The sequence below is a fragment of the Pseudomonas sp. UC 17F4 genome (assembly GCF_900101695.1).
In the GTDB taxonomy this organism is placed as follows: domain Bacteria; phylum Pseudomonadota; class Gammaproteobacteria; order Pseudomonadales; family Pseudomonadaceae; genus Aquipseudomonas.
On the sequence record NZ_FNKV01000001.1, the window covers coordinates 1,512,808 to 1,533,833 of the forward strand.

Annotated in this window: 18 protein-coding genes and 2 tRNA genes; 17 read left to right on the forward strand and 3 right to left on the reverse strand. The window is 60.3% G+C overall.

Annotation, left to right across the window (positions count from 1 at the left end; translation table 11 throughout):
- The first annotated feature begins 28 nt into the window (after positions 1 to 28).
- A complete protein-coding gene (locus BLR26_RS07005; RefSeq protein WP_045199737.1) occupies positions 29 to 424 on the forward strand; it encodes a hypothetical protein in 396 nt (131 codons plus the stop codon).
- 12 nt (positions 425 to 436) lie between these two features.
- On the opposite strand, the gene yhbY is transcribed toward BLR26_RS07005, so the two are convergent.
- Positions 437 to 745, reverse strand: a complete 309-nt coding sequence (yhbY, locus tag BLR26_RS07010; protein WP_038606752.1) for a ribosome assembly RNA-binding protein YhbY — start codon at positions 743 to 745, stop codon at positions 437 to 439.
- A 100-nt stretch (positions 746 to 845) separates the two neighbouring features.
- Here yhbY and rlmE point away from each other — a divergent pair, with 100 nt between their 5' ends.
- From rlmE to BLR26_RS07090, 16 genes are all read left to right on the forward strand, one after another.
- On the forward strand, positions 846 to 1,469 hold the full coding sequence (rlmE, locus tag BLR26_RS07015) for a 23S rRNA (uridine(2552)-2'-O)-methyltransferase RlmE (RefSeq protein WP_010222974.1): 624 nt from the start codon (positions 846 to 848) through the stop codon (positions 1,467 to 1,469).
- Between the two features lie 213 nt (positions 1,470 to 1,682).
- The gene (ftsH, locus tag BLR26_RS07020) at positions 1,683 to 3,581 is read left to right on the forward strand and encodes an ATP-dependent zinc metalloprotease FtsH (protein ID WP_038998658.1); all 1,899 of its coding nucleotides are present in this window, start codon (positions 1,683 to 1,685) and stop codon (positions 3,579 to 3,581) included.
- A gap of 8 nt (positions 3,582 to 3,589) precedes the next feature.
- Positions 3,590 to 4,441 (forward strand): dihydropteroate synthase, encoded by an 852-nt coding sequence (folP, locus tag BLR26_RS07025; RefSeq protein WP_093379300.1) that lies wholly within the window; start codon positions 3,590 to 3,592, stop codon positions 4,439 to 4,441.
- Between the two features lie 16 nt (positions 4,442 to 4,457).
- Positions 4,458 to 5,798, forward strand: a complete 1,341-nt coding sequence (gene glmM, locus BLR26_RS07030) for a phosphoglucosamine mutase (protein WP_045199725.1) — start codon at positions 4,458 to 4,460, stop codon at positions 5,796 to 5,798.
- 66 nt (positions 5,799 to 5,864) lie between these two features.
- Positions 5,865 to 6,620: a triose-phosphate isomerase gene (gene tpiA / locus BLR26_RS07035; protein WP_045199723.1), complete on the forward strand. Its 756-nt coding sequence runs from the start codon at positions 5,865 to 5,867 to the stop codon at positions 6,618 to 6,620.
- 3 nt (positions 6,621 to 6,623) lie between these two features.
- On the forward strand, positions 6,624 to 7,010 hold the full coding sequence (gene secG, locus BLR26_RS07040; RefSeq protein WP_038998663.1) for a preprotein translocase subunit SecG: 387 nt from the start codon (positions 6,624 to 6,626) through the stop codon (positions 7,008 to 7,010).
- A gap of 19 nt (positions 7,011 to 7,029) precedes the next feature.
- Positions 7,030 to 7,115: transfer RNA gene (locus BLR26_RS07045), tRNA-Leu, on the forward strand.
- A gap of 97 nt (positions 7,116 to 7,212) precedes the next feature.
- Positions 7,213 to 7,289, forward strand: a tRNA-Met gene (locus BLR26_RS07050).
- A 129-nt stretch (positions 7,290 to 7,418) separates the two neighbouring features.
- On the forward strand, positions 7,419 to 7,877 hold the full coding sequence (gene rimP / locus BLR26_RS07055; RefSeq protein WP_045200046.1) for a ribosome maturation factor RimP: 459 nt from the start codon (positions 7,419 to 7,421) through the stop codon (positions 7,875 to 7,877).
- 59 nt (positions 7,878 to 7,936) lie between these two features.
- Positions 7,937 to 9,418, forward strand: coding sequence for a transcription termination factor NusA (nusA, locus tag BLR26_RS07060; RefSeq protein WP_010222981.1), 1,482 nt, complete (start codon positions 7,937 to 7,939; stop codon positions 9,416 to 9,418).
- Positions 9,419 to 9,445: 27 nt separating this feature from the next.
- The gene (gene infB / locus BLR26_RS07065) at positions 9,446 to 11,950 is read left to right on the forward strand and encodes a translation initiation factor IF-2 (protein ID WP_093379303.1); all 2,505 of its coding nucleotides are present in this window, start codon (positions 9,446 to 9,448) and stop codon (positions 11,948 to 11,950) included.
- A 121-nt stretch (positions 11,951 to 12,071) separates the two neighbouring features.
- A complete protein-coding gene (rbfA, locus tag BLR26_RS07070; protein ID WP_045199718.1) occupies positions 12,072 to 12,473 on the forward strand; it encodes a 30S ribosome-binding factor RbfA in 402 nt (133 codons plus the stop codon).
- A gap of 3 nt (positions 12,474 to 12,476) precedes the next feature.
- A complete protein-coding gene (gene truB / locus BLR26_RS07075) occupies positions 12,477 to 13,394 on the forward strand; it encodes a tRNA pseudouridine(55) synthase TruB (RefSeq protein ID WP_093379306.1) in 918 nt (305 codons plus the stop codon).
- A 153-nt stretch (positions 13,395 to 13,547) separates the two neighbouring features.
- Entirely contained in the window at positions 13,548 to 13,817 is a 270-nt protein-coding gene (rpsO, locus tag BLR26_RS07080; RefSeq protein ID WP_010222985.1) for a 30S ribosomal protein S15, read from the forward strand.
- 250 nt (positions 13,818 to 14,067) lie between these two features.
- A complete protein-coding gene (pnp, locus tag BLR26_RS07085) occupies positions 14,068 to 16,173 on the forward strand; it encodes a polyribonucleotide nucleotidyltransferase (protein WP_093379310.1) in 2,106 nt (701 codons plus the stop codon).
- A gap of 258 nt (positions 16,174 to 16,431) precedes the next feature.
- Positions 16,432 to 16,782, forward strand: a complete 351-nt coding sequence (locus tag BLR26_RS07090; RefSeq protein ID WP_093379313.1) for a BON domain-containing protein — start codon at positions 16,432 to 16,434, stop codon at positions 16,780 to 16,782.
- Between the two features lie 127 nt (positions 16,783 to 16,909).
- On the opposite strand, the gene BLR26_RS07095 is transcribed toward BLR26_RS07090, so the two are convergent.
- Both BLR26_RS07095 and BLR26_RS07100 read right to left on the reverse strand, forming a co-directional pair.
- Entirely contained in the window at positions 16,910 to 19,846 is a 2,937-nt protein-coding gene (locus BLR26_RS07095) for a DUF748 domain-containing protein (RefSeq protein WP_093379316.1), read from the reverse strand.
- Positions 19,847 to 19,937: 91 nt separating this feature from the next.
- Positions 19,938 to 20,954: a class I SAM-dependent rRNA methyltransferase gene (locus tag BLR26_RS07100; RefSeq protein ID WP_045199711.1), complete on the reverse strand. Its 1,017-nt coding sequence runs from the start codon at positions 20,952 to 20,954 to the stop codon at positions 19,938 to 19,940.
- Positions 20,955 to 21,026 lie beyond the last annotated feature (72 nt).

The following is a 21,026-nucleotide window of genomic DNA, read 5'->3' on the forward strand; positions in this document are numbered from 1 at the left end:
CCGACGCCGCGGCTTTGCCGCGGCCGCGGTGATCTGGCAACTGACCCAGGTGTTCTGGGTTGGCGGCCTGTGGATGTTGCATTTCGGTTTGCTGCCGGCGTTGGGCAAGATTGGCCTGGCGCCGCTGCTGATCGAGGATATCGGCAGCCTGATGGCATCGTTGCTGGTCGCGTTTGCGGCGTTTTGCGCAGGCGTGCAGGCATTGGTGCTGATGCAGGCTCAGGGCCTGGCCAGTCTGTGGCGGGATATGCGGGGGCAATTGCTGTCGATGGCGATGCTGGCGTGCGTGGTGTATTTCGCCTTGCGCGTGGGCATGCCGGAGGAGTTGCGCTGGCAGCTGTTCTGCTACCTGGTGCTGGGCCTGACCGGCCTGCTGCTGGTCATGCAACCCGTGCCGGGCAGGGCGCGCAAGGCGCGCCACTGACCGCGGCGAACATCACTTGTAACGGTGGATGTTCGACAGCTGTTTGTTCGGCTGTGGATTGCGGCGATAGATCAGCGCCTTCTTGCCGATGGTCTGTACCAGTTCGGCGCGGCCGGCCTTGCACAGGGCGGCGATTGCGGCGGCACGTTCTTCGCGGTCTTCGGAGCGAATTTCGACCTTGATCAGCTCGTGATCGGCCAGGGCGCGTTCGAGTTCGGCGATAACCCCTTCAGTCAGCCCATTGCCTGCCACAATCAGAACTGGTTTCAGATCGTGGCCAATGGATTTGTACTGTTTCTTCTGCTCGTTATTGAGCGGCATAATCTGACCCTTTGTCTGATTCTGTAAAAATGGCGGCCATTTTACCCGAGGGCCCGTGGATCCGCCCAGTTAATCACGACCCTTATCATCGAGGTGCCCAATGGCGCGTTCCAAGACAAGCCTTGGCTGGCTGAAAGAACACTTCAACGATCCTTACGTTAAAAAAGCGCAAAAGGATGGTTATCGCTCGCGTGCGAGCTATAAATTGCTGGAAATCCAGGAAAAGTACCGGATTATCCGCCCCGGCATGAGCGTCGTCGATCTTGGCGCGGCACCGGGTGGCTGGTCGCAGGTGACCAGTCGTCTGATCGGCGGTCAGGGCCGTTTGATCGCCTCCGATATCCTCGAAATGGACAGCATTCCCGACGTTACCTTCATCCAGGGCGACTTTACCCAGGACGAAGTGCTGGCGCAGATTCTCGAAGCAGTGGGTAATTCACACGTAGACCTTGTGATTTCCGATATGGCCCCCAATATGAGTGGTACGCCTGCCGTGGATATTCCCAAGGCCATGTTTCTCTGTGAGCTGGCCCTTGATCTGGCGACCCGGGTACTCAAGCCGGGTGGTGATTTTTTGATCAAGATTTTCCAGGGCGAAGGGTTTGACGTATACCTCAAGGACGCTCGTCAGAAATTCGACAAGGTCCAGATGCTCAAGCCTGATTCTTCGCGGGACCGCTCCCGCGAGCAGTACTTGCTGGCGCGGGGGTATCGCGGCGAGTAGGGGCGTCAGGCCGGCGGCTTCCAGGGTATCCGATAGTTTTTTCCAATCGGCTCTCCTGCCTGACCTGGATGTACTTCGTGTAGTCTAGGTTTCACAAAGGGTTACAGACGGCGCCTGCAGATGTGTAGGTTATGTAGTAAGTTAAGCCGGTGAATATCATGCGAGGCACGGCTGCGCCGTCAGCCGGCTTCAGAGGGTAGCTAATTGAACGATATGGCAAAGAACTTGATCCTGTGGTTGATCATCGCGGCTGTCCTGGTGACGGTGATGAACAACTTCTCCAGCCCGAATGAGCCGCAGACCCTCAACTATTCCGACTTCATTCAGCAGGTCAAGGATGGCAAGGTCGAGCGCGTTGCGGTCGACGGCTACGTCATTACCGGTAAACGCACCGATGGCGACAGCTTCAAGACCATCCGTCCGGCCATTCAGGACAACGGCCTGATCGGTGATCTGGTCGACAACCACGTCGTGGTTGAAGGCAAGCAGCCAGAGCAACAGAGCATCTGGACCCAACTGCTGGTCGCCAGCTTCCCGATCCTGGTCATCATTGCCGTATTCATGTTCTTCATGCGCCAGATGCAGGGCGGCGCCGGTGGCAAGGGCGGGCCGATGAGCTTCGGCAAGAGCAAGGCGCGCCTGCTCTCCGAAGACCAGGTAAAAACTACCCTGGCCGACGTTGCCGGTTGCGACGAAGCTAAAGAAGAAGTCGGCGAGCTGGTTGAGTTCCTGCGCGATCCGGGCAAATTCCAGCGCCTGGGCGGTCGTATTCCGCGCGGCGTGCTGATGGTCGGCCCGCCAGGTACCGGTAAAACCCTGCTGGCCAAGGCCATTGCCGGTGAAGCCAAGGTGCCGTTCTTCACCATCTCCGGTTCCGACTTCGTCGAGATGTTTGTTGGTGTCGGTGCCAGCCGTGTTCGCGACATGTTCGAGCAGGCCAAGAAGCACGCACCGTGCATCATCTTCATCGACGAAATCGACGCCGTCGGTCGCCATCGTGGCGCCGGCATGGGTGGCGGTCACGACGAGCGCGAGCAGACCCTCAACCAGTTGCTGGTAGAGATGGACGGCTTCGAAATGAACGACGGCATCATCGTCATCGCCGCGACCAACCGTCCGGACGTACTCGACCCGGCGCTGCTGCGTCCAGGCCGTTTCGACCGCCAGGTTGTCGTTGGCCTGCCGGATATCCGCGGTCGTGAGCAGATCCTCAAGGTGCACATGCGCAAGGTGCCGATTGGCGACAACGTCAATCCAGCCGTTATTGCCCGTGGTACCCCGGGCTTCTCCGGTGCCGACCTTGCCAACCTGGTCAACGAAGCCTCGTTGTTCGCTGCCCGTGGCGGCAAGCGCGTGGTCGAGATGAAAGAGTTCGAGCTGGCCAAAGACAAGATCATGATGGGCGCCGAGCGCAAGACCATGGTCATGTCCGAGAAAGAGAAGCAGAACACCGCGTATCACGAAGCTGGCCATGCCATTGTCGGTCGCGTCGTGCCCGAGCACGATCCGGTCTACAAAGTGTCGATCATCCCTCGCGGCCGGGCACTGGGTGTAACCATGTTCCTGCCTGAGGAAGACCGTTACAGCCTGTCCAAGCGCGCGCTGATCAGCCAGATCTGCTCGCTGTACGGCGGCCGTATCGCCGAAGAGATGACCCTGGGCTTCGATGGTGTCACCACCGGTGCCTCCAACGACATCATGCGGGCCAGCCAGATTGCTCGCAACATGGTCACCAAGTGGGGGCTATCGGAAAAACTGGGTCCTTTGATGTATGCCGAAGAAGAGGGCGAGGTGTTCCTCGGTCGCAGCGCCGGTTCCCAGCACGCCAGCGTCTCCGGTGAAACCGCCAAGCTGATCGACTCCGAAGTGCGCAGCATCATTGACCAGTGCTATGCCACGGCCAAGCAGATCCTCACCGAGAACCGCGACAAGCTCGACGCCATGGCCGACGCGCTGATGAAGTACGAGACCATCGATGCCGATCAGATCGACGACATCATGGCCGGTCGCGAGCCACGCGAGCCGCGTGACTGGGAGGGTGGATCAGGCACTCCAGATGCCTCGGCTCCACGCCCAGAGTCGCCGATCGGCGGTCCAGCGGCGCAAGTCTAAGGGCATATATGACCTCACAGCAGTACCCGACCCGGTTGCCTTGCGGCAACCGGGTTCTTGATTTGTCCCGTACCCATGTCATGGGTATCCTCAATATCACCCCCGATTCCTTCTCCGATGGCGGTCGCTTCACCCAGCGTGATGCGGCCTTGCGCCACGCCGAGGCGATGGTGGATGCCGGCGCAACCCTGGTCGATGTCGGTGGCGAGTCCACTCGCCCAGGCGCTCGCGCGGTGTCGGCACTGGAAGAGCTGGAGCGTGTCGCGCCTATCGTCGAAGCGATCAATCGCGAACTCGATGTGATCATCTCGGTCGATACCTCGACGCCAGCCGTAATCCGCGAGTCGGCCAGGCTTGGTGCCGGGTTGATCAACGATGTGCGCTCGCTCAGTCGTGATGGCGCCCTGGATGCTGCGGCAGCCACTGGTTTGCCGGTGTGCCTGATGCACATGCGCGGTGAGCCCGGCGACATGCAGGACGATCCTCAATACCAGGATGTCACCGCCGAGGTGGCGAGCTATCTTGAAGAGCGAATGGCTGCGTGTGCGGCCGTGGGCATCGAGGCCGAACGGATCATCCTTGATCCGGGTTTCGGCTTTGCCAAGACCCTCGGGCACAACCTCAGCCTGTTCAAGCACATGCAGGCGCTCTATCGATTGGGGCGTCCGTTGCTGGTGGGCGTTTCACGCAAGAGCATGATCGGCCTGGCCCTGGGCCGTCCGGTCGGTGAGCGGCTCTATGGCAGCCTGGCCCTGGCTGCGCTGGCGATGACCCAGGGCGCGAGCATACTGCGCGTTCACGATGTCGCCGAAACCGCCGATGTAGTGCGGATGATTGCTGCGGTGCAAGCCGCCGAATAAGAGTGATGGAGCATCTATGAGCAGAAAATATTTTGGTACCGACGGTATTCGTGGCCGTGTCGGCGAATACCCCATCACCCCTGACTTCATGCTCAAGCTCGGCTGGGCGGCTGGCATGGCCTTTCGCAAGCAGGGTGCCTGCCGGGTGTTGGTGGGTAAAGACACGCGCATTTCCGGCTACATGTTCGAGTCGGCTCTGGAAGCAGGCCTTTCCGCCGCCGGCGCCGATGTGATGCTGCTGGGGCCGATGCCGACCCCGGCCATCGCCTACCTGACCCGTACCTTCCATGCCGAAGCGGGCATCGTCATCAGTGCCTCGCACAACCCCCATGACGACAACGGCATCAAGTTCTTCTCCGGCCAAGGCACCAAGCTGCCGGATGAAGTCGAGCTGATGATCGAGGAGTTGCTCGACCAGCCGATGACCGTGGTCGAATCGAGCAAGCTGGGCAAGGTCTCGCGCATCAACGATGCGGCCGGTCGCTACATCGAGTTCTGCAAGAGCAGCGTGCCGAGCAGCACCGATTTCGCCGGCCTCAAGCTGGTGGTCGACTGCGCCCATGGCGCTACCTACAAGGTTGCGCCCAGCGTGTTCCGCGAGCTGGGTGCTGATGTCACCGTGCTATCGGCGCAGCCTGACGGCCTGAACATCAACGAGAACTGCGGCTCGACCCATATCGAGTCGCTGCAGGCGGCGGTGCTGGTTGGTCATGCCGATCTGGGTATTGCCTTCGATGGCGACGGCGATCGGGTGCTGATGGTGGACCACACGGGCACCATCGTCGATGGTGACGAACTGCTGTTCATCATCGCCCGTGACCTGCACGAGCGCGGCAAGCTGCAGGGCGGGGTGGTGGGTACCCTGATGAGTAATCTGGGCCTGGAGCTGGCCCTGAAGGACCTAGACATTCCGTTCGTGCGCGCCAAGGTCGGTGACCGCTACGTGATGGCCGAGCTGCTGGAGCGCGATTGGGTGATCGGTGGCGAGAACTCCGGGCACGTGGTGTGCTGCAACCACACCACCACCGGTGATGCGATCATCGCCGCGCTGCAGGTGCTGATGGCCCTCAAACGCCGTGAGGAAACCCTCGCCCAGGCTCGCCAGGCCCTGCGCAAATGCCCGCAGGTACTGATCAATGTGCGCTTCGGCGCGAGCAAGGTCGACCCGCTTGAGCATCCGGCCGTTCAGGAAGCCAGTGCCAAGGTTACCGAGGCCCTGGCCGGTCGTGGCCGTGTGCTGCTGCGCAAGTCCGGGACAGAGCCTCTGGTGCGGGTAATGGTCGAAGGCGAGGACGAAAGTCAGGTGCGCGGCCACGCCGAAGCCCTGGCAAAACTGGTAAGTGAAGTTTGCGTTTGAAATAGGCTTGCCAGAGGTGATCGGGTTGGGTAACATCTGCGCCCTCTTTGACCGACGAGGTACAGCATGCGTCGCCCTATGGTAGCTGGTAACTGGAAGATGCACGGTACCCGCGCCAGCGTCGCTGAGCTGATCAAGGGCTTGAGTAATCTCGCCCTGCCGAGCGGTGTCGAGGTCGCGGTGTTTCCCCCCGCCCTGTACATCAATCAGGTAATTGATGGCGTACAAGGCAAGGCGATCGCCGTCGGCGCTCAGAATTCTGCGGTACAGCCTGAGCAAGGCGCACTGACCGGTGAGATTGCACCGAGTCAACTGGCCGAGGCAGGTTGCGAGCTGGTACTGATTGGGCACTCCGAACGCCGCCAGATCATTGGCGAGAACGACGAAGTCCTCAATCGCAAGTTCGCTGCGGCACAGGCTTGCGGTTTGAAGCCGGTGCTCTGTGTAGGGGAAACCCTCGAAGAGCGCGAAGCGGGTAAAACGCTTGAGATTGTCGGGCGTCAGCTGGACAGCGTCATCGAAGCGTTCGGTGTCGAAGTCTTCGCCAGTGCGGTGATTGCCTATGAGCCTGTATGGGCCATCGGTACAGGGCTGACGGCCTCGCCACAGCAGGCTCAGGATGTGCATAAAGCCATTCGCGAGCAGCTGGCGGCAAAGAACCCGGAAGTCGCGGCGAATGTGCGGCTTCTATACGGCGGCAGCGTGAAGGCGGCCAATGCGGCTGAACTGTTCGGCATGCCGGATATCGATGGGGGCCTGATTGGTGGGGCTTCCCTGAACGCAGACGAATTCGGTGCAATTTGTCGCGCCGCAGGAAACTGAAAAATGCTGGAAACAGTGATCGTTGTTTTGCATCTGTTGGGCGCGCTGGGTTTGGTAGTGCTGGTGTTGCTGCAACAGGGTAAAGGTGCGGAAGCGGGTGCATCTTTCGGCGCAGGTGCTTCAAATACTGTGTTCGGAAGCCAAGGTTCTGCTACCTTTCTGAGTAAGTTTACTGCTATACTAGCTGCCTCTTTCTTCTTAACTGCTCTTGGGTTAGGATACTTTGCTAAGGAGAAAGCTCACGAGCTGACTCAAGTAGGGTTGCCAGATCCAGCGGTCTTGGAAGTGAAGCAGCAAAAGCCGGCAACAGATGATGTACCGGTGCTCCAGGAGCAGAAGAGCGAAGCCACTAACACTGGCGATGTTCCTCCCGCTCAAGAGCAGAAGTAACGGGTTTCAAAGTAGTATTGCCGAGGTGGTGGAATTGGTAGACACGCAACCTTGAGGTGGTTGTGCCCATAGGGTGTAGGGGTTCGAGTCCCCTTCTCGGTACCAATTGAAACAAGACAGCCCGCTACAGCGGGCTTTCTTGTAGGTGGAGGTTAGATTGACCCTGTCGGGGTTCGGTCGTATACTTTCGCCCCAGCTTTGTCGCGGGGTGGAGCAGTCTGGTAGCTCGTCGGGCTCATAACCCGAAGGTCGTTGGTTCAAATCCAGCCCCCGCAACCAGTTTCAGCGGAGCCCCTTTTGCAGGGGCTTTTTCTTGGCTGAACAGTCATAACGCCGGTATTCAACGGCGTATCAGGGATGGGCGCTTTGCCCATTTTTTATTTGCATAGCATGCACGAGGGGGTTCAGGTGTCGAGCAAGCTAGAACAGTTGCAGGCCTTGTTGGCCCCGGTGGTCGAGGCTCTTGGCTATCAATGCTGGGGGATCGAATTCATCTCTCAAGGCAAACATTCGGTACTGCGTATCTATATCGATAAAGAGGATGGAATCCTGGTTGATGACTGCGCGATTGTCAGTCGTCAAATCAGCGGTGTTCTCGATGTCGAAGATCCGATCAGTTCCGAGTACACCCTTGAAGTGTCCTCTCCTGGCATGGAACGCCCACTGTTCACCTTGGAACAGTTCGCTTCGCATGCCGGTGAACAAGTGAAGATCAAGCTGCGTACGCCCTTTGAAGGTCGTCGTAACTTTCAGGGCCTTCTCCGTGGCGTGGAGGAGCAGGATGTTGTGGTCCAGGTGGATAACAACGAATTCCTGTTGCCGATCGACTCGATCGACAAGGCCAACATTATTCCCAGTTTTGACTGAGACGTGCCGGATCCCGCGGACCGCGCGGATCCAATGGCTTGCGAAAGGCGAGGCGTACGATGAGCAAAGAAGTACTGCTGGTTGTTGAGTCGGTATCCAACGAAAAGGGCGTACCGGCCGGCGTAATTTTTGAAGCGCTGGAAGTGGCCCTGGCCACTGCAACCAAAAAACGTTTTGACGACGAAGTCGACCTGCGTGTGGAAATCAACCGCCACACCGGTAGCTACGAAACCTTCCGTCGCTGGACTGTCGTCGAAGAAAAGGATCTGGACGATCCGGCGATCGAAGTGTGGCCAGCGAAGATTCAGGACACCCATCCTGAAGCCAAGGTCGGTGACGTGATCGAAGAGAAGATCGAGTCGATCGAGTTCGGCCGCATTGCCGCCCAGACCGCCAAGCAAGTCATCGTCCAGAAGGTCCGTGAAGCCGAGCGCGCTCAAGTGGTAGATGCCTACCGCGAGCGTCTGGGCGAGATCATCTCCGGCACCGTCAAGAAGGTCACCCGTGACAACGTCATCGTTGACCTGGGCAACAACGCCGAAGCGTTGCTGGCCCGTGAAGACATCATCTCCCGCGAGACTTTCCGTGTCGGTGTGCGCCTGCGTGCACTGCTCAAGGAAATCCGCACCGAGAACCGCGGCCCGCAGTTGATCCTGTCGCGTACCGCGCCACAGATGCTGATCGAACTGTTCCGCATCGAAGTGCCGGAAATCGCCGAGGGCCTGATCGAAGTCATGGCCGCGTCCCGTGATCCGGGTTCGCGCGCCAAGATCGCCGTGCGCTCCAAGGACAAACGCATCGACCCGCAAGGTGCCTGTATCGGCATGCGCGGTTCGCGTGTCCAGGCGGTGTCCGGTGAACTGGGTGGCGAGCGTGTGGACATCGTCCTCTGGGACGACAACCCTGCACAGTTCGTCATCAACGCCATGTCGCCGGCTGAAGTCGCGGCGATCATCGTCGATGAAGACGCCCACGCCATGGACATCGCCGTGGGTGCCGACAACCTGGCCCAGGCGATTGGCCGTGGTGGCCAGAACGTGCGCCTGGCCAGTCAGTTGACCGGCTGGACCCTGAACGTGATGACCGAATCGGACATCCAGGCCAAGCAGCAAGCTGAAACCGGTGACATCCTGCGCAACTTCATCGACGAGCTGGAAGTCGACGAAGAGCTGGCACAGGTGCTGGTCGATGAAGGCTTCACCAGCCTGGAAGAGATTGCCTACGTACCGCTGGAAGAAATGCTCAACATCGACGGCTTTGACGAAGACATCGTCAACGAGCTTCGTGCTCGCGCCAAGGATCGCCTGTTGACCAAAGCCATCGCTACTGAGGAAAAGCTGGCAGACGCCCATCCGGCCGAAGACCTGCTCTCGCTTGAGGGTATGGACAAGGATTTGGCGATGGAACTGGCGGTGCGCGGCGTAGTTACCCGCGAAGACCTGGCCGAGCAGTCGATTGATGACCTGCTCGACATCGACGGCATCGACCAAGAGCGTGCCGGCAAGTTGATCATGGCCGCCCGAGCCCACTGGTTCGAGTAATTAGGCGCGGCCTGAGGAGAGAAGTGCATGACGCAAGTCACGGTGAAAGAATTGGCCCAAGAGGTCGCTGCACCGGTAGAGCGCCTGCTGCAGCAGATGCGTGAGGCAGGTCTGCCGCACACCGACGCCGGTCAGGTAGTGACCGACAATGAGAAGCAGGCATTGCTGGCTCATTTGAAGAGCAGCCACAAGGCAAAAGTGGAAGAGCCGCGCAAGATCACCTTGCAGCGCAAAACCACCAGCACCCTGCGTGTCGCCGGTAGCAAGAGCATCAGCGTAGAAGTACGCAAGAAGAAAGTATTCGTTCAGCGCAGTCCGGAAGAAATCCAGGCCGAGCAGAAGCGCGAGCTGGAAGAGCGCCGTGCAGCGGAAAACGCTGCCCGCGAAAAGGCCGATGCCGACGCACGTCAGCGTGCCGAGGAAGAGTCCCGTCGCCAGCCAGCCGCTGCCAACGCCGCACCGGCTGCTGCCGCTGCGCCGGCTCCAGCGCCTGTAATCGAAGCCGCAGCCGCCGATGCTCCGGCACCGGTTGCCGAGCGCAAGAAAGACGACGTGCGTCGCAGCGACAAGTCGCGTGACGACGAGCGCCGTGGCGGCGAGCGCCGTAACGAAGCGCCGCGTGTTTCGGTCAAGGTCAAGGAAAAGGAAAAGGCGCCTACCCCGCGTGCCGCTCCGCGTACCACCGACGAAGAAAGCGATGGCTTCCGTCGTGGTGGCCGTGGCAAGGGCAAGCCGAAGAAGCGCAACGCCCACGGTTTCCAGAACCCGACCGGTCCGGTTATCCGCGACGTGCAGATCGGCGAGACCATCACGGTTTCCGACCTGGCCAACCAGATGTCCGTCAAGGGCGCTGAAGTGGTCAAGTTCATGTTCAAACTGGGCACTCCGGTGACCATCAACCAGGTGCTCGACCAGGAGACAGCTCAGCTGATCGCCGAAGAGCTGGGCCACAAGGTCACCCTGGTCAGCGACACCGCCCTGGAAGATTCCCTGGCCGAGTCGTTGAAGTTCGAAGGCGAGACCTTCTCCCGTGCACCAGTCGTGACCGTAATGGGCCACGTTGACCACGGTAAGACCTCGCTGCTCGACTACATCCGTCGTGCCAAGGTTGCTGCTGGCGAAGCCGGTGGTATTACCCAGCACATCGGTGCGTACCACGTGGAAACCGACCGCGGCATGGTCACCTTCCTCGACACCCCTGGCCACGCCGCGTTTACCGCCATGCGTGCCCGTGGTGCCAAGGCGACCGACATCGTGATCCTGGTGGTTGCGGCGGACGACGGCGTGATGCCGCAAACCCGCGAAGCGGTCCAGCACGCCAAGGCTGCCGGTGTTCCGCTGGTGGTTGCGGTGAACAAGATCGACAAGCCAGGTGCCGACCTCGATCGTATCCGTAACGAACTGGCCGTCGAAGGCGTCACTTCCGAGGACTGGGGTGGAGATACTCCGTTCGTCAAGGTGTCGGCGAAGATGGGTACCGGTGTCGACGAACTGCTCGAAGCGGTCCTGCTGCAAGCCGAGATCCTCGAACTCAAGGCCACTCCATCGGCTCCAGGTCGTGGTGTGGTAGTTGAATCGCGTCTGGACAAGGGCCGTGGCCCGGTGGCTACCGTACTGGTTCAGGACGGTACCCTGCGTCAGGGCGACATGGTCCTGTGCGGTTCGAACTACGGTCGCGTACGGGCCATGCTCGACGAGAACGGCAAGCCTGTTAAGGAAGCCGGCCCGTCGATCCCGGTCGAGATCCTCGGCCTGGATGGCACTCCGGACGCCGGTGACGAGCTGTCGGTAGTGGCTGACGAGAAGAAAGCCCGTGAAGTTGCCCTGTTCCGTCAAGGCAAGTTCCGCGAGGTCAAACTGGCTCGCGCTCACGCTGGCAAACTCGAGAACATCTTCGAGAACATGGGCCAGGAAGAGAAGAAGACTCTCAACATCGTGCTCAAGTCCGATGTTCGTGGTTCTCTCGAGGCCCTGCAGGGCTCCCTGAGCGGCCTGGGCAACGACGAAGTACAGGTTCGCGTGATTGGCGGCGGTGTCGGTGGTATCACCGAGAGCGATGCCAACCTGGCCCTGGCGTCCAATGCAGTACTGTTCGGATTCAACGTGCGTGCCGATGCCGGCGCGCGCAAGATCGTCGAGCAGGAAGGTCTGGATATGCGTTACTACAACGTGATCTACGACATCATTGAAGACGTCAAGAAAGCCCTGACCGGCATGCTCGGCAGCGATGTTCGCGAGAACATCCTGGGTATCGCCGAAGTGCGTGACGTGTTCCGTTCGCCGAAGTTCGGCGCCATCGCCGGCTGCATGGTCGTCGAGGGTGTGGTCTACCGCAACCGTCCGATCCGCGTACTGCGCGAGGACGTGGTGATCTTCGAAGGCGAGCTGGAATCGCTGCGTCGCTTCAAGGACGATGCGTCCGAAGTACGTGCCGGCATGGAATGCGGTATCGGCGTCAAGAGCTACAACGACGTCAAGGTCGGCGACAAGATCGAAGTCTTCGAGAAAGTCCAAGTGGCTCGTACGCTCTAAGCCGCGAGCATGGGAACCGCCAATCGCCCGCCCCAGGGCGCCGCTTGGCGGCTCTGAACGCAACGCCCGGTCCGGCTCTAGCCTGGCCGGGCGTTTGCCGCTTTAGTTACAGGTAGCAAAAATGGCAAAAGAATATAGCCGTACCCAACGCATCGGCGATCAGATCCAGCGCGAGCTGGCCCAGTTGATCCGTCGTGAAGTCAAGGACCCGCGCGTCGGCGTGGTCACCATTACCGCTGTGGATGTCAGCCGCGATGTCGGCCATGCCAAGGTGTTCATCACCTCGATGGGCCAGGAAGGCGCGGAAGACATCAAGCAGACCCTCAAGGTGCTCAACGGCGCGGCCAGTTTCCTGCGCGTGCACCTGGGCAAGGAAATGCAACTGCGCAGTGTGCCGCAACTGCATTTCCACTATGACGAAAGCATCAGTCGCGGTGCCCACCTGTCGGCCCTGATCGAGCGCGCCGTCGCCGAAGACAAGCTGCACCAGGCTGCCGACACGCCCCTGGACACCAAGGAGTAAGCGGTGGCTCAGGTCAAGCGTATCCGTCGTAACGTCAGCGGCATCATCCTGCTCGACAAGCCGTTGGGGTTCACCTCCAACGCTGCCCTGCAGAAGGTCCGCTGGCTGCTCAATGCCGAAAAGGCCGGGCACACCGGCAGCCTCGATCCACTGGCCAGCGGCGTGCTGCCGCTGTGCTTCGGTGAGGCGACCAAGTTCTCGCAATACCTGCTCGATTCCGACAAGGGCTACGAGACGGTCATGCAACTGGGTCAGACCACCACCACGGGCGACGCCGAAGGTGAAGTGCTGAAAACCCGTGAGGTGACCGTTGGTCGCGCCGATATCGAAGCGGTTTTGCCACAATTTCGTGGTCAAATCAGTCAGATACCGCCGATGTACTCGGCCCTCAAGCGTGACGGCCAGCCGCTGTACAAGCTTGCCCGTGCAGGTGAAGTAGTGGAGCGCGAGGCGCGTTCTGTTACTATTAACCGCTTGGAATTGCTCGAGTGCGAAGGCACCCGTGTCCGGTTGTCGGTCGGCTGCAGCAAAGGCACCTACATCCGCACCCTGGTCGAGGATATCGGCGAGGTGCTCGGTTGCGGAGCCTATGTCGCTGAACTGCGTCGTACGCACGCCGGTCCTTTCGAGCTGGCCCAGACCGTGACCCTCGAAGAACTCGAAGCGGTCCACGCCGAAGGTGGCAACGAAGCGGTCGATCGTTTCCTGATGCCATCGGACAGCGGTCTGCTGGACTGGCCACTGTTGCAGTTCTCCGAGCACAGTGCGTTCTACTGGCTCAATGGTCAGCCGGTCAGAGCCCCCGACGCGCCGAAGTTCGGCATGGTCCGGGTACAGGATCACAACGGTCGCTTCATCGGCATCGGTGAAGTGAGCGAAGACGGGCGCATCGCGCCGCGTCGCTTGATTCGGTCAGAATGATCGAAACCTTCAGTGTCAGGCCCAGGCCTGGCACTGGTGGTAAAGAGGATGGCTGTTAATAGGCACGGTCACGCCTCACTTTATGAATACAGGGAGCAGTCCCTGGCCTATTGGAAGCCGTTTGTTCGGTTTCCCTTGATTTGGAGAAGCCAGATGGCACTCAGCGTTGAAGAAAAAGCAAAGATCGTTGGCGAATACCAGCAAGCCGCCGGTGACACCGGTAGCCCGGAAGTACAGGTTGCTCTGCTGACCGCCAACATCAACAAGCTGCAAGGCCACTTCAAGGCCAACGGCAAAGACCACCACTCCCGTCGTGGTCTGATCCGCATGGTTAACCAGCGTCGCAAGCTGCTGGACTACCTGAAAGGCAAGGACACCACCCGTTACAGCGCCCTGATCGGTCGTCTGGGTCTGCGTCGCTAATAGCGGCCTGGCCAGTGGTGTGCACGGCGTGCTGCAGTCACCGCACGGAGCCTTTGGCCCCCGTGTCGGTGAGCACGCCTTGCCTATCTATGAGGTTGGCTGTCTGTCTCGCCTGAGCGGTTTACCGCGAGGGCAGGGCAGGCTCCCAACCTCTAGTTTTATCTGGACCGCCAACAGGGCCGATTCCCTGTTCTGCCCAAGAATTCGCAAGAACCCGTTCCCCCAGAGCCACTGAAAAAGGTAGGAAACCGTGAACCCGGTAATCAAGAAATTCCAGTTCGGTCAATCGACCGTTACCCTCGAGACGGGCCGTATTGCTCGTCAAGCGTCCGGCGCCGTATTGGTCACCGTCGACAACGATGTCACCGTACTGGTGACCGTGGTCGGTGCCAAACAGGCCGATCCAGGCAAAGGCTTCTTCCCCCTGTCCGTTCACTATCAGGAAAAGACCTACGCCGCCGGCAAGATCCCTGGTGGTTTCTTCAAGCGTGAAGGCCGTCCTTCCGAGAAAGAGACCCTGACCTCGCGTCTGATCGACCGTCCGATCCGTCCGCTGTTCCCGGAAGGCTTCATGAACGAAGTGCAGGTTGTCTGCACCGTCGTTTCCACCAGCAAGAAGACCGATCCGGACATCGCTGCGATGATCGGTACCTCGGCTGCCCTGGCCATCTCCGGCATTCCGTTCGAAGGCCCGATCGGCGCCGCTCGCGTTGCTTTCCACGAAAGCACCGGCTACCTGCTGAACCCGACCTACGAGCAACTGGCTGCCTCGAGCCTGGACATGGTCGTTGCCGGTACCTCCGACGCCGTACTGATGGTTGAATCGGAAGCCAAAGAGCTGACCGAAGACCAGATGCTGGGCGCCGTACTGTTCGCCCACGACGAATTCCAGGCTGTGATCCAGGCTGTCAAAGAGCTGGCCGCCGAAGCTGCCAAGCCGACCTGGGACTGGACTGCCAAGGCCGAGAACACCCCTCTGCTGAGCGCCATCCGTGGCGAATTCGGTGCTGCGGTTTCCGACGCCTACACCATCACCGTCAAGGCTGACCGTTACGCTCGCCTGGGCGAACTGCGCGAGCAAGTGATCGCCCAGTTCTCCGGTGAAGAAGGCCAACCTTCGGCTTCCGAAGTCAAAGAAATCTTCGGCGAAATCGAATACCGCACCGTTCGCGAAAACATCGTCAACGGCAAGCCACGTATCGACGGCCGCGACACCAAGACCGTACGTCCGCTGAACATCGAAGTCGGCGTACTGCCAAAGACCCACGGTTCGGCGCTGTTCACCCGTGGCGAAACCCAGGCCCTGGTCGTTGCGACCCTGGGTACTGCCCGTGACGCCCAGCTGCTGGATACCCTCGAAGGCGAGAAGAAAGATCCCTTCATGCTGCACTACAACTTCCCGCCGTTCTCGGTCGGCGAGTGTGGTCGCATGGGCGGTGCTGGCCGTCGCGAAATCGGTCACGGCCGTCTGGCCCGCCGTTCGGTCCAGGCCATGCTGCCTGCTGCCGACGTGTTCCCGTACACCATCCGCGTTGTTTCGGAAATCACCGAATCCAACGGTTCCAGCTCGATGGCTTCGGTCTGTGGTGCATCCCTGGCACTGATGGACGCTGGTGTGCCGATGAAGGCGCCGGTTGCCGGTATCGCCATGGGCCTGGTTAAAGAAGGCGAGAAATTCGCCATTCTGACCGACATCCTCGGTGACGAAGACCACCTGGGCGACATGGACTTCAAGGTAGCCGGTACCGCCAAAGGTGTTACCGCGCTGCAGATGGACATCAAGATCAACGGCATCACCGAAGAGATCATGGAAATCGCCCTGGGCCAGGCCCTGGAAGCGCGCCTGAACATCCTCGGCCAGATGAACCAGATCATTGGTCAGTCCCGTAGCGAACTGTCGGAAAACGCTCCGACCATGATCGCCATGAAGATCGACACCGACAAGATCCGTGACGTCATCGGTAAAGGCGGCGCGACCATCCGTGCCATCTGCGAAGAAACCAAGGCTTCGATCGACATCGAAGACGACGGTTCGATCAAGATCTTCGGTGAGACCAAAGACGCCGCTGAAGCTGCTCGCCAGCGCGTTCTGAGCATCACTGCCGAGGCCGAGATCGGCAAGATCTACGTCGGTAAGGTTGAGCGCATCGTCGACTTCGGTGCCTTCGTCAACATCTTGCCTGGCAAGGACGGTCTGGTTCACATCTCGATGCTGAGCGATGCTCGCGTCGAGAAAGTGACCGACATCCTCAAAGAAGGCCAGGAAGTTGAAGTACTGGTACTGGACGTGGACAACCGCGGCCGTATCAAGCTGTCGATCAAGGACGTTGCCGCTGCCAAGGCATCGGGCGTCTAAGATCGCCGCTTAAGAAAAAGGACCCTTCGGGGTCCTTTTTTTATGCCTGCAGAAATTGTCTTGCGGACTTGCATCTTGCATGCAGGATTTTGCCACTGCTTGCAAAATGCACGATCCAGTTTTTTGCTTGATTAGATAAGCTACTGTTTTATAAGGAGAAAATTATTCACAAAAGCTGGCACAGGCCCTGCAATAGTATTCATACCCCTGCTGCCAGGACTTACGGCGCAGACTTTTCGAAAAACAGGAGTGTCTCGTATGAAGAAGTTCGCTATTGCTGCCGCTACTGCCACCGCCCTGACCCTGACCCTGGCTAACGCGGCGTTTGCCCAACAGCCTTCCCAGGCTCCGCTGACCGTTGCTGCTGGTGAAGTTACCAAAGCAAAAGAAGCGACCTCCGACACCTGGATCACCACCAAGGTCAAAGCTGACCTGATGACCGAGAAAGGCATTCCGGGTAGCGACATCAAGGTCGAAACCAACAAAGGCGTGGTCTCCCTGTCTTCCGAGGTTGCCGTGACCGATTCGCAGAAAGACATGGCGGTCGCTATCGCCAAAAAAATCAAAGGCGTTCAAGCCGTCTCGGCTGATGGCCTGAAAAGCAACTAAGGCGTTTGTCCCGACTCGCTGACCCTTACAGGTTCATGCGAAAGACCAAAAGGACTTGGTCACTCAAAGCCCCGGCACTGGTTGCCGGGGCTTCTTTTTTGGGGGAAAGGAGGGGAAGAAGAGGTGGTTATTCCGCGTCCAGATGCAGCGGCGAGATCACTCGGCCATCCGCCTCGGCCTGGCCCAGGCTGGCATCGACGAAGTACACCCGGTCATCCGCCAGCTGGCCTTTATCTACCAGGTAGTCCTTGATACTGCTGGCCCGGGCCTGACCCAACTGACGCAGCAGCAGGGCGCTTTCGCCCCAGGACTTGAGCACGGCATCGCGCAACTGGGTGGTGCGCTGTTCGCGATCGAGTTGTTCCCACTCCGCTGGAGGCTGTTTCTTCATGCGGGTACGGTAGATGCCTTCAAGCATCGCCGGCTTGTCGCCATCCGGCACCTTCAGCTCGGAGGCCTGGGCTGGCACCTTGTCGCCGCGGCGCTGGAGGATCTTGTAGTAGGTACTCTGGTACTCACGCTCCAGGCGCTGCTGGGCAATCAACGGTCCGTCGCTGCTCTGGGCGCTGGTGCCTTCGATCTCCAGGCGCAAGGCAGGGCGCTCTTTGAGCGCCGTCGCCAGCTTGTCCAGGGCGCTTTGCGCATCCGGGCCCAGGTCGCTGGAGCCAGCGGCAAAGGCAACGTTGCCCAGGTCCTGGGAATCGCCGCCGCTGACCAGCCCGCCGATGAACTTGAAGGGCGCCTGGGCCGCGCGCAGCACCAGGTTGCGCAGGGTCTGCCAGACAATCGGCATGACGCTGAACTGCGGGTCATTGAGGTCGCCAGTCACTGGTAGCTCGATGGAGATCTTGCCATCGGTGTCCTTGAGCAAGGCCACTGCCAGGCGAATCGGCAGGTCCACCGCATCCGGGCTGTCGACCTTCTCACCCAGCTGCAGTTGCTCGACCACTACCTTGTTCTCAGCCTTGAGCTTGCCTTGGGTGATCACGTAGTGCAGGTCGATGTTCAGCCGGCCCTTACGAATGCGAAAACCGGCGAACTTGCCCGAGTAAGGCGTCAGGGTGGTCAGCTCGACGCGTTTGAAGCTGGTGGCGATGTCCAGGGCGGCCATCGGGTCGAAGGGGTTCAGCGAGCCTTTGATGGTCACCGGTGCATAGCGATCGACCTTGCCCTTGATATCGACCTTGGCCGGTTTTGGCTGACGGTTGTCGATGGTGCCGATCTGGCCGTTGAGCTGCTGGATGGCGGTGGCGAAGTTCGGGGTCAGGCTGAAGTCGGCAAAGTTGGCCGAACCGTCATTAATATCGATTTCACCGATACGGATGCCCAGTGGTTTTTCCGCAGGCGCCTTGGCTTTGGCCGGCGCCTTGGACTGCGCGGTAGCCGGTTGCGGGATCAGCAGGTCATCGACGTTGGTGGTGCGGTCTTCGTTGATCATGAAGCGCGCGTAGGGCTGCTTGAGGGTCACTTTACCGATGCTCAGGGCGTCACCGTGGCGGTACGACAGACCGTCGAGGTTCAGCTGCTGCCATTTGACGAAGTCGCGATCCTTGATGGTGTCCAGGGTGTGCAGCTGGTTGACCTGGGCCTTGCCGTCAATGCTGAAGGCCAGCGGCTCGGTGCTCTTGAGGTCGACGTTGAGGTCGCTGCCGAGCATGCCGCTGCGCAGTTCCAGGCGGATGTACGGGCTGATGTAGGCCTGGGCGACACGCAGGTCGATGTCCTGGGTGTTGACCTTGAGCTTGGCGCTCATCGGCGCCAGGTTGACCTCACCGGCCGCCTGCAGCTTGCCTTGCTTGCCGACACCGGTGTCGAGCTTGAGGGTGAAGGGCGACTGGTTGAGGCTGTCGAAATTCTGCAGGTCGAGGTTCAGCGGGCCAACCTCGAGGGCGACCGGTTGTTTCTGCGAGCGGTCGGCCAGGTGTACCTGGTAATTGCGCAGTTGCACGTCCTTGAGCAGCACTTGCCATGGCTTGCTCGGTGCCTCGGCGGCGGCCTTTTCCTTGGCATCCGGCTCGGCGGCGGCAGGTTCGGCTTTCTCTTTGGCCGTGGCTTTGGCCGGCTGGCTGGCGAACAGCTTCTGCCAGTCGAGCTGGCCATCGGACTCTACTGCCGCCCAGGTTTCGAGCTTTTCGCTGCGGATCTTGCCAACGGTGACCCGCTGCTTGGCCAGGTCAATCGAGGTTTCGCTGACATCCAGGCGCGCCAGGCGTGCCAGCGGGCGGCCATCCGGTGCCTTGATGGCAAAGGGTGCGATGCTCACCGAGGTGTTGTCCAGCAGCAGCTCGGTTTCCTTGGACAGGTTCAGCTTGTAGTGGGTATCGAGGCTGACCACGCCTTCTTCCAGCACCAGCGGCACGGCATCGCGCACATAAGGCCAGAAAGCTTTCATTTTGCCGTCGGTGACCTTCAGGGTGCCTTCGGAGGCGATCGGTACCAGGCTGAAGTTGCCGGCCCAGTCGATGCGCCCGCCCGCCGGACCATTGGCCACCAGGGTCATTTCGGTACTGTCTTCGGGCAGGGTGCTGAGGTTCTTCAGTTCCAGGTTCATCGAGTCGTAGAGAAACTCGATCGGCTCGCTCGGGCGCAGGTCCTGGAAATGCAGGTAGCCTTCGCTGAGCTTGATACTGCCGATGCGCAGCGGGAACGGATCGCCGGCGGGTTCTTGCGGCTTGGGCTCGCTCGGCGGCAGCTTGAACAGTTGCGTCAGGTTGAGGCTGCCGTCCTTGGCGAACAGCAGCTCGGTACGCGCCTTGTCCAGCTCGACACTGTCCAGGTGCAGGGCACCGCTCCACAGGCTGTTGATTTGCAGGTTGGCGTACAGGCGTTCGAAGCCGACCTGCTCTTTGCCCGGCTCGCCGATCTGCAGGCCCCAGAGGGTCAGTTCGAGGCTGAACGGGTTGAGCTCGATCCGCTGCAGGTGCGCCGGCACCGTGGCGTAACTGGCCAGTTGCTGGTTGGCGATACGCAGGGCAACCCCTGGGAGAATCAGAAAGCCTAGCAGGCTGTACAAGGCCACTGCGGCCAGCATGGCGCCGAGGGCGCGTTTCAATCCTTTGGGCATGTGTGGCGTCGTCTGTCTCGAACGGGAGTGCTTGGAGTATGGCACGTAAAAACGGTTCCGAAGCTACTCCGAAAATTAACGAAATTTTGTTTCAGAGCTGAAGAATCAAGGTCTTCAGTGGCGGCTGGCCATCCTGCGACGGAAAGTCGCCGGCAGGTTTGAGCACTTGCCAGTCGCGTACCGGGCGCCCGGCTTTCTCGGCGCAGCGCAGCACTTGCTCGCGCCAGTCGTCGAGGCTGACCTTGGCCAGGTTGTTACAGCAAATCAGTACGCCGTCGTCGGCGGTGCTCAACAGGGCCGGCTTGAGCAGGCTCTGGTAGTCGCGCAGCAGGTCGACGGTGCCGAAGGCGCTCTTGGCCCAGGCCGGCGGGTCGAGGAACACCAGGTCGAACTGGCGCTGCTCCAGGCGCGGATACGGCGGCAGCTTGTGGCCGCGACGCTGGCTGACCGGCAAGCCGGCGAACTGGCGGATCGCCGGAAAGTAATCGGACTGGATAAAGCTCATCGGCAACAGTTGCGGGTTGAGTGCGCCGTTCTCCTTGCCGACCGCCAGGTTGCCTTCGGCGAAGTCCAGGTTGCACACCTCGCGCGCGCCGCCCGCTGCGGCGCTGAGGCCGACGCCGCAGGTATAGGCAAAGAGGTTGAGCACGCTTTTGCCGGCACTGTGCTGCTTGACCCAGCCACGGGCATTGCGCAGGTCGAGGAACAGTAGCGGATCCTGCCCGGCATGGCGGCCACGTACCCGGTAGTTCAGGCCCCATTCGTGACCGACATGATCGGCCAGCGCGGCCTCGCTCGCCTGATACACCGGGTCGCGACGATCGATGCGGCTGTTGCCCTGGGAGCGGTCGTTGTAGACCAACAGCAGTTCCAGGCCCAGGTGCGCTTGCACCGCCGCGTGCAGCTCCAGCAAGGCGCCGGTCTCAAGGCTTTGGTGGAAGCTTTGCACCAGCAACTGCGGGCCGTAGCGGTCGATGGTCAGGCCGCTGGCGCCTTCCTGGCTGCCATGGAACAGGCGATAGCAGTCGGTGCCCTGGGCATGCAGTTCGGCGAGAAGGCCCTGGCGGGCGTCGAGGGCGGCGCGCAGCGCCTGATTCAAGAGGGACATGCACGTGGCCTTGGTTTGCGGACGTGCAGTTTATCAGTTCAGGCCAGGGGAGGGGCCGTTGCAGCCCCTCCC

What these genes read in the sequence shown, in the direction of transcription:
- yhbY (WP_038606752.1), bottom strand. Translation starts at nt 745, where the DNA reads ATGCCGCTCAATAACGAGCAGAAGAAACAGTACAAATCCATTGGCCAC.
- rlmE (WP_010222974.1), top strand. Translation starts at nt 846, where the DNA reads ATGGCGCGTTCCAAGACAAGCCTTGGCTGGCTGAAAGAACACTTCAAC.
- ftsH (WP_038998658.1), top strand. Translation starts at nt 1,683, where the DNA reads ATGGCAAAGAACTTGATCCTGTGGTTGATCATCGCGGCTGTCCTGGTG.
- folP (WP_093379300.1), top strand. Translation starts at nt 3,590, where the DNA reads ATGACCTCACAGCAGTACCCGACCCGGTTGCCTTGCGGCAACCGGGTT.
- glmM (WP_045199725.1), top strand. Translation starts at nt 4,458, where the DNA reads ATGAGCAGAAAATATTTTGGTACCGACGGTATTCGTGGCCGTGTCGGC.
- tpiA (WP_045199723.1), top strand. Translation starts at nt 5,865, where the DNA reads ATGCGTCGCCCTATGGTAGCTGGTAACTGGAAGATGCACGGTACCCGC.
- secG (WP_038998663.1), top strand. Translation starts at nt 6,624, where the DNA reads ATGCTGGAAACAGTGATCGTTGTTTTGCATCTGTTGGGCGCGCTGGGT.
- nusA (WP_010222981.1), top strand. Translation starts at nt 7,937, where the DNA reads ATGAGCAAAGAAGTACTGCTGGTTGTTGAGTCGGTATCCAACGAAAAG.
- infB (WP_093379303.1), top strand. Translation starts at nt 9,446, where the DNA reads ATGACGCAAGTCACGGTGAAAGAATTGGCCCAAGAGGTCGCTGCACCG.
- rbfA (WP_045199718.1), top strand. Translation starts at nt 12,072, where the DNA reads ATGGCAAAAGAATATAGCCGTACCCAACGCATCGGCGATCAGATCCAG.
- rpsO (WP_010222985.1), top strand. Translation starts at nt 13,548, where the DNA reads ATGGCACTCAGCGTTGAAGAAAAAGCAAAGATCGTTGGCGAATACCAG.
- BLR26_RS07090 (WP_093379313.1), top strand. Translation starts at nt 16,432, where the DNA reads ATGAAGAAGTTCGCTATTGCTGCCGCTACTGCCACCGCCCTGACCCTG.
- BLR26_RS07095 (WP_093379316.1), bottom strand. Translation starts at nt 19,846, where the DNA reads ATGCCCAAAGGATTGAAACGCGCCCTCGGCGCCATGCTGGCCGCAGTG.
- BLR26_RS07100 (WP_045199711.1), bottom strand. Translation starts at nt 20,954, where the DNA reads ATGTCCCTCTTGAATCAGGCGCTGCGCGCCGCCCTCGACGCCCGCCAG.